The following is an 8,471-nucleotide window of genomic DNA, read 5'->3' on the forward strand; positions in this document are numbered from 1 at the left end:
TAGCCATCCTAAAGATTTAACCGACAAGCTGATAAATGCTATTACAGATTTGGATAAAGTATGCGAACATCTCCATCTTCCGATACAATCAGGTTCGGATAAAATACTGAAATTAATGAACCGCAAATACACTACATCAGACTATTTCAAAATTATTGAAAAACTAAAGAATAAAATTCCCGAAATGAGCTTTACCACTGATATATTGGTCGGTTTTCCGGGCGAAACTAAAGAAGATTTCAAGCTGACAATTGATGCCATTAAAAAAGTATCTTTTGACGCTCTTTTTGCGTTTAAATACTCCCCGAGGCCCGGAACATCAGCATCAAAACTTGAAGACAATATTGCTCGGGAAATCAAGGAAAAAAGACTGAAAGAAGTTTTAGATGCGGCAAATAGCGTTTCAGACAAAAAAAATGCTAAACTATTAAACAAAACGTTTGATGTCCTGGTAGAAGAAAAACTCGGTGATTTTCTTGAAGGCAGGTCAAGGGCAAACAGAAAAATATTTTTTAAAGGCAACGAAGACCTTATCGGCAAAACCTTGCCTGTAAAAATAGTAGAAGTTAAAATCAACACTTTAACGGGAGAAATCGCTTTTTAATGAAAAAAACATTGATAGGCATTTCTGTTTTAATAATTTTTATTTTTTTTGTTTTTTCGGTTTTTTATTTTGAAACGCCTCTTAGCATTATCCGTCCGGTCTTTCATAAGCAGATAATAAATTATTACTGCAAGCTCTATAAAATGGATCCCCTTTTTGTTACCGCAATCATTAAAGAGGAATCTAAATTTCTCCGCAGGGCGCATTCCCATATGGGGGCAATAGGGCTTATGCAGTTGATGCCGAAAACCGCGCGCGAACTTGCTTTAGAACTGGGCTATACAAATTTCAGCGAAAAAGACCTTGAAAGCCCTAATGTCAATATCAATCTGGGAATGTATTACCTTTATAAGCTTGATAAATTGTTCAGAGGCGATAAAGTGCAGATTCTTGCATCTTACAACGCAGGCATCGGGAATGTCCAAAACTGGCAGCTAAAAAATAAAAACGGTTCGTTAAAAATTGAAGACATACCATATAAAGAAACTAGAATCTATATTCAAAATGTCTTAAGGACTTACCAATGGCTGAAAGAAACCCAAAAAATCAAAAAACTGATTCGGGAAAAGATAGCCTGACTCCGTTGATGCAGCAGTACCACGAAATAAAATCACAATATCCCGGTATGCTGCTTTTTTTCCGTCTTGGCGATTTTTATGAGATGTTCGGGGATGATGCCAAAAGAGCGTCTGGTGTTTTAGAAGTTATTTTAACACAACGGCAAGGAATTCCGATGTGCGGAGTTCCTTATCATGCCGTTAATACTTACTTGAAAAAGCTGGTAAAATCTGGTGAAAAGATAGCTATATGCGAGCAGCTGGAAGAGCCCGGCCAGACTAAAGGAATTGTAAAAAGAGGAGTGGTAAGGGTAATTACTCCGGGCACAATTTTAGAAGACAATCTTCTTTCTTCAAAAGAAAACAACTATATAGTTTCTGTTTTGATTTCTCAAGGCTCCGATAAAATTGGTATTGCGTACGCCGATATTTCTACCGGCGAATTTCAAACCACTGAAACGGATAAGAAAAATCTAAAATATGAATTAATGAAATTGTCTCCGCAAGAAATAATCTTTCCCGAATCAGTTAAAAATAACGGAATTTATAAAGCAATTTTAAACGGTACGGATTGCGCGGCAAGTTTTATTGAAGACTGGCGCTATAACTACGGTGAAGCTCAAAACCGCATTAAGCAGATTTTTAAATTACAATCCCTAAAACCCTTCAATCTTGAAAATAAAACTCTTTCTGTCGGCTCAATCGGCGGCTTGTTGGCCTACCTTGAAAAAACCCAGGTAAATCAATTCCCGCAGTTTCAAAACATCAGGTATTATTCTTTGGATAACTGTCTTTTAATTGATGAAACTGCCGTAAAAAACCTTGAACTTATTGAAGGAATAAATACCAGGACTAAAGAAAACTCGCTTCTTGAGATTATAGATTTCACTTTAAGCCCGATGGGCAGCCGCCTTTTAAGAAATTTTATATTAAGGCCGTTAATTGACGTAAACGAAATTTTAAACAGGCAAAGACGGATAGGCTTTTTTATTGATGAGGGAATAACCAGAAGAAAAGTAAGGGAACTTCTAAAAAAAATCTCGGATATTGAAAGAATAGTCAGCCGGTGCGCTACATTTTCCGCATATCCCAGGGAGTTAATTTCTCTCAAAAATTCTTTAGAAATCATACCGAATTTGAAAGAGACTATTTCTTTAAATAAAGATTTAGTTTCCCTGCCCGAAAGCCTGTCTGCCATATGCGGCAAACTTAAAATTCCCGAAGGGATATTTGCACTGATAAATAAATCAATTGCTGAAGAACCTCCCGTATTAATAAAAGACGGAGGAGTAATAAAAGAGGGGTATAATTCAGAGCTGGATGAATTGAAAAAGATCAGCAAAAACGGCAAAAGTTTTATTTCTCAAATGGAAGCAACCGAACGGGAAAAGACCGGGATCAATAACCTTAAAATAGGATATACTTCGGTTTTCGGCTACTTCATTGAAGTGTCTAAATCAAACTTAAGAATTGTTCCTCAACATTATATAAGGAAGCAGACGCTTACAAACGGCGAGCGTTACATAACGCCGGAATTGAAAACATTGGAAGAAAAAATACTTTCGGCAGAAGAAAAGATACTTAAGTTAGAGCTGAAATTGTTCAGGGAAATTATGGAGCAGGTAAGCTCTTTTTCAAAAGAACTTTTTACATTGGCCCGGGCGCTTGCGGAAATAGATGTTTTTAACTCTTTAGCCGAGGCAGCCGTTACATACAACTATACAAAACCTAAAATAGATGACAGTTTTGAACTATCCATTAAAGACGGAAGGCATCCTGTGATTGAAAGAAAAATAAAAAGCGGTACTTTTGTTTCTAACGATACCTATTTAAACGCCGATACTGACCAGATAATTCTTTTAACCGGCCCAAATATGTCCGGAAAATCAACATATTTAAGACAAACCGCTTTAATAGTTATTCTTGCTCAGATAGGCTCTTTTGTCCCGGCAAGTGATGCGCGGATAGGAATTGTTGATAGGATTTTTACCAGAATAGGTTCCGGAGATAACCTTGCCAAAGGGGAATCCACTTTTATGGTTGAAATGCTTGAGACTGCGCATATCTTGAATCAATATAGCGCGCGGAGCCTAATAATTCTTGATGAAATAGGCAGAGGAACATCAACATATGACGGTATTTCAATAGCATGGGCAACTGTTGAATATCTTTTAAGCAAGAGAAACAAAGAAAATAAGGGGCCTAAAGTCTTATTTGCAACGCACTATTTTGAATTAACTGAACTGGAAAGAAAAATGAAAGGTGTAAAAAATTATAATGTTTCGGTAAAAGAATACCAGAACGATGTAATATTTTTGCATAAAATTGAACCGGGCGCAGCGGACAGATCATACGGTATCCATGTTGCGCAGCTTGCCGGCATTCCTAAAGAAGTTATCAAAAAAGCGAACGATATTCTTTTTGAGCTTGAAAATAAAGAGATTGAAGAAACTGTTGACTCAGATAAGAAACAGCTTGATTTTTTTGTCCCGCAAGCGGGACGTCATGAAATTGAATATTCCCAAACAAATGGGAATTCTTTGAAGGACTTCGTTTCATCATCTTCTAAAATTATGGTAGAATTGGATAAAATTGATACTAATTCTTTGACGCCTTTAGAAGCACTGGCAATAATTGATAAATGGAAAAAAGAATACAATAAATAAGACCTCCTATAAAGATCAGGATGTCTTGATTATCAGCCCAAGGCTGATCCCTGCCCGCCGGCAGGCGCGGCGACTGGGGCGGACACAGATTAGACAATGATTACACGGATAAAACAAATTGATGAACTGACTGGAAAAATAAAGTGATTTCATATTTGAAGTCATCAGGATTAAAAACGGGATTATTGATTAATTTTGGGAATAAAAGTTGTCAAATAAAAAGGTTAGTATGTTAATCTGTGTAATCGTAGTTAAGAATCTGTGTAATCAGGTATAATGAACATTATACCAGGAGAAAATCATGAATGAAAGAAGAAGACATGCCCGTTTGCCTGTTCTGCATGAAATTGACAAGCCGATAAACCTTGCTGTCAATGAAAAATCCGTTCCGGGCGTTTTAGTGGATTTGTCCGCCAGCGGAATGTCGCTTTTATCTTTCGCTTTGGTCCCGGTAGGAAGCGAAGTCAATCTTGCCATAGATTTGCCGGGCTTAAAAACTCGTCAGCTTAAAGGGCGGGTTGTTTGGTCTATACAAAAAGGTCAAATGTGGCGAATGGGAATAGCTTTTTCCCAAGTTGATCCGGTTGATTTCCGCCACATCAACAAAATGGCAATAGAATGCTCGGACTGCGATACAAAAATAGCGCTCGGTGTAAGCGATCCTTGTTTTGAAAAGTGCAATTATTTCCCTTTATGCACCAAACCGGCCAAACTAAAAAAGAAAAAATAGCGGTTAGCGCCGCGCCTGCCGGCGGGCAGGGATAGCGTTTAGCGGATAGAAAAACCTCTTTTTTATCCCATATGCTATATGCTACCCGTTCTACGCTAAAAAAAATGATCAAAATACTTTCCGAAAATACCATAAACCAAATTGCTGCCGGCGAGTAAGGGACTGTCCCGTATAACCGTTCGGAATAATCATGAATATAAAAATTCTTTCAGAAGAAACTATTAATAAAATAGCTGCCGGCGAAGTAATTGAACGGCCTGCAAACGTTGTCAAAGAACTTGTTGAAAATTCTTTGGATGCCGGCGGGACAAACCTTGAAATCAATATTGAAGGGTCAGGTAAAAAATTAATAAGAGTAAAAGACGACGGAACGGGGATGAGCAAAGAAGACATCCTTCTTTCGGTTCAGCGCCACGCAACAAGCAAAATAAACGAGTTTAACGATCTTGAACAGCTTAATACTTTAGGTTTCAGGGGGGAAGCTCTTCCTTCAATTGCTGCGGTTTCAAAGCTTGCCATTCAAAGCCAGACTAAAGACAAAAACTCTGCCGGCTGGGAAATAACATTAAAAGGGGGAAAGCTTTTAGCCAGTTCTTCTTGGGCTGGATCCGGCGGAACCGTTGTTGAGGTATCGGATCTTTTTTTTAATACTCCGGCACGGGCAAAATTTCTTAAAAGCGATGCCACGGAAAAAAACCATATGTTCCGTTTGATTGAAGAAATGAGCTTGGCAAGGCCCGATGTCTCTTTTACAATTTACTCGGACGGGAAAAAAGTTTTGTCCGCGCCTAAAACAAAAACAGTTTTAGAACGATTGATGGACGTCTTGGGAAACGATTTCGCATCAGGCCTTCTGCCGGTTGAAATTAACCATCCGAATATAAAGATAAAAGCTTATATCACATCGCGGGAAAAAAGCCTTCCAAACAGGAATTTTCAGTTTCTTTTCGTAAATAAACGGCCGGTTAGTTTTACAAAATCCATTACGCACAGTCTTTATGAAGCCTACAGAGAAAACCTTGCCGTGGGCAGGCATCCCGGAGCGGTTCTATTTATTGAAATTGATCCAAGTGCTCTGGATGTTAATATCCATCCCACTAAACGGGAAGTAAAATTTTCCAAAGAACAGGAAATTCATCAGCTGCTTTACATGGCAATGAAAGGGGTTATTTCAAGCGAAAGCTCTTCTTCAATCCCTTTAATCAGCGGAAATGATGAGAAAATAGCAAGAAAAGACAATGTGTTCTCAAGAAACGAACCGATTTATCATGCCAAGAAAGACTATAATTCCAAACAATTCAGCATAACTGATTTTAAGGAAGTTTACGGACGCCAGCAGGAATTTAATGTTAATAGTGAAGGAAACCTGAATTTAAAGGTTTTGGGCCAGGTGCATAATCTCTACATTCTTTGCCAGTATGATGGCAGCATGTTAATTGTTGATCAGCATGCGGCCCAGGAAAGGATAAGGTATGAAAAATACCTTTCTGATTGGAATAAAAAAAGGATTCCTGTTCAGCCGATGCTTTTGCCGATAACTTTGGAAATGCCTCCCAGCCGAGCAGGACTTTTGAAAGAAAATAAAGAAATACTTAAAAATCTAGGGATAGAAATAGAAGAGTTCGGTAACAAAACTTTGCGCATAACCGGCCTTCCGGCCGTTCTTGGAACAAAAGTAGAAATAAATGATTTGCTTAATGAAATAGTTGAGGCTTTAAGCCAAGAAACAAAACTTCCGGAAACCCAAAAGATAGAAAAAATCATAAGAGCTGCCTGCCGATCCAGCGTAAAAGCCGGCGATGTTATGAACATTGCCGAAATGAACGCGCTCCTAAAAGGATTATTTACATGTAAAGCTCCCTATACCTGCCCGCACGGCCGTCCGACGACGTTTAAGATAACTTATGCGGAACTTGAAAAGTATTTCGGCCGCAAATGAAGCCTCCTCAAGTTCACACTCGTGGTATCCCCAATTGTTTCAGATTGCGTTACTGCGTAGCGGGCGAAATCCGCCGAAGCCCTCGGCTCATAGAGCCTATGGGCTCGAGAGCTGTGTCAACAATGCGGCGAATAGCCGCGCTGATTGATGACACGTTTAGCGCAGGCGGATAAATTCTTCAATATATCCCTTGACAAAGCCCCGGATCTGTATTATAAACTAAGCAAGAGAAGGCCGATATGCTGATTAAAGGTAGAAGCGGGGGAAGTCATGCGGAAGCTTTTAGTACTCTTCTCAATCTGTTTATTAAGCGCAACGCTTTACGCTGAGGTTAAGGTAAGTTTAGCCAGCGGCGACGTTGCTGTTTTTGTTAGTAATCAATGGATACAAGCAAATGAAGGCGCAGTATTAAATACTGCCGATAAAATAAAGACTTCAGGAAATTCCATAGCAATACTTGTCGTAGATGAAAAAACGCAGATTTGGGTAAACGAAAATTCAGAACTTTCCATTGCTTCTTTAGGGCAGGAAAGTTTTTTTGATTTGCTTGCCGGAAAGGTCCGCTCAAAAGTCAAACTCCTCCAGGGCCAGAAATTCAGAATTAAGACACCGGTTTCAGTTGCAACGGTCAGAGGGACTGATTTTGTGACTACCTACGAAGGCGGCCTTTTTGTTTTTGAGGGCAGAGTTGAATTCACTGATGCCAAATTGAAACAGCTTATTATGGTTGCAAAGGACCAGATCGGTTCTATTAAGAAAGGCAAGATGTCTGCCCCTAAAGATATGACTTCGGAAGAAAAAGCGAAACTAGAAGATGAGTGGAAAGCATTTATTGAAAAACAAATTAGCAAAATCTATGAAGAAGAACAAGAGCAGACTCTGAACTTGCGCAGAGATATGTATGAAATAGCTTCAGAAGTAAAAAATGATGTGAGAGTTGCCAAAGAATTAATGAATGAAATGAAAGAATCTGATTTTTCAGCCGGGATAACTCGGCGTGATATGTATGGAAACGTAGTAAGGTTTGAGCAATATCTCATAAGACCTGATGATAGCAGTTATGAGATAGTGAGTATAATAAAGAGCAAAGATTACACCTCAAATATTTCGGCTAGTAAACGGCTTGACATTTTTGATATGACCGTTACAATGAATACGGCTGTGCCTAATCAGCTTTCTGAATGGGAAAAAAGCGCCATATCAATGGGCGATACCATGTACCCGATAGCGGTTAATGTGGCAGTATCAAATATCACTGACAGCGGGCAGACAGACAATAATCTAATAAACGATCCAGAAACTGAAACTATAGATTCAGAACCGGATGAAAATACAGTTGATCCTAATACAGTAACACCAACACCTACAGATCCGACACCAGTAACACCGACACCTGATCCGACTCCCGTGACTCCGACGCCTGATCCGACAACCGTGACCCCGACACCAGTCAATCCGACTCCGGTAACCCCGACACCTGATCCTACACCGGTGGCGCCGACACCAGTCAATCCGACTCCGGTAACTCCGACACCAGTAAATCCGACTCCTGTTACCCCGACTCCTGTAACACCGACACCCGTGACTCCGACAACGGTAACTCAGAATACTAATGTAACAAATTCGTTGGTTAATACCAGAACTAACATTATCAGCAGTTTAATAAGCAGTCTGATAAAACGCATGAACTATATGCCGATCAATGTGAGAAATATATCGGTAGGCCCGGCAAGAAATCAGAAGCAGAAAGCAAACCAAAACAATGTAATTGAAAACGCTATCAAGATGCAAGAATAGATACGAAAAGAGCAGTTAAATTAACTTTTAAAAAACAGATTGGGGAGACTCATCCCGTTTATGATGATGCATTATGATGCGTCAATTGTAAACGGGATGTGTTTTTATGGGGCAAAAATTAGTCTAAATGAACCTCCGCCCAGTCCGCCCCGCCACAGGCGGGGTATCAGATGTTCCC

At 39.5% G+C, this 8,471-nt stretch carries 6 protein-coding genes; all 6 read left to right on the plus strand.

Annotation, left to right across the window (positions count from 1 at the left end; all coding sequences use genetic code 11):
• Positions 1-604 (plus strand): radical SAM protein (locus tag NT145_06865; GenBank protein ID MCX5782407.1); only part of this gene is annotated, 604 nt, incomplete at its 5' end.
• Positions 604-1,182, plus strand: coding sequence for a lytic transglycosylase domain-containing protein (locus tag NT145_06870; protein MCX5782408.1), 579 nt, complete (start codon positions 604-606; stop codon positions 1,180-1,182). The genes NT145_06865 and NT145_06870, both read left to right, overlap by 1 nt.
• Positions 1,128-3,827, plus strand: coding sequence for a DNA mismatch repair protein MutS (gene mutS / locus NT145_06875; GenBank protein ID MCX5782409.1), 2,700 nt, complete (start codon positions 1,128-1,130; stop codon positions 3,825-3,827). The genes NT145_06870 and mutS overlap by 55 nt, the downstream gene beginning before the upstream one ends.
• 301 nt (positions 3,828-4,128) lie before the next feature.
• Positions 4,129-4,557, plus strand: coding sequence for a PilZ domain-containing protein (locus tag NT145_06880; protein ID MCX5782410.1), 429 nt, complete (start codon positions 4,129-4,131; stop codon positions 4,555-4,557).
• Between the two features lie 190 nt (positions 4,558-4,747).
• Complete coding sequence (gene mutL / locus NT145_06885) at positions 4,748-6,496, plus strand: DNA mismatch repair endonuclease MutL (protein MCX5782411.1); 1,749 nt, start codon at positions 4,748-4,750, stop codon at positions 6,494-6,496.
• Positions 6,497-6,766: 270 nt separating this feature from the next.
• Positions 6,767-8,293: a FecR family protein gene (locus NT145_06890; GenBank protein ID MCX5782412.1), complete on the plus strand. Its 1,527-nt coding sequence runs from the start codon at positions 6,767-6,769 to the stop codon at positions 8,291-8,293.
• Positions 8,294-8,471: the final 178 nt, after the last annotated feature.

This window comes from Elusimicrobiota bacterium (assembly GCA_026388075.1).
Classification (GTDB): domain Bacteria; phylum Elusimicrobiota; class Endomicrobiia; order Endomicrobiales; family JAPLKN01; genus JAPLKN01.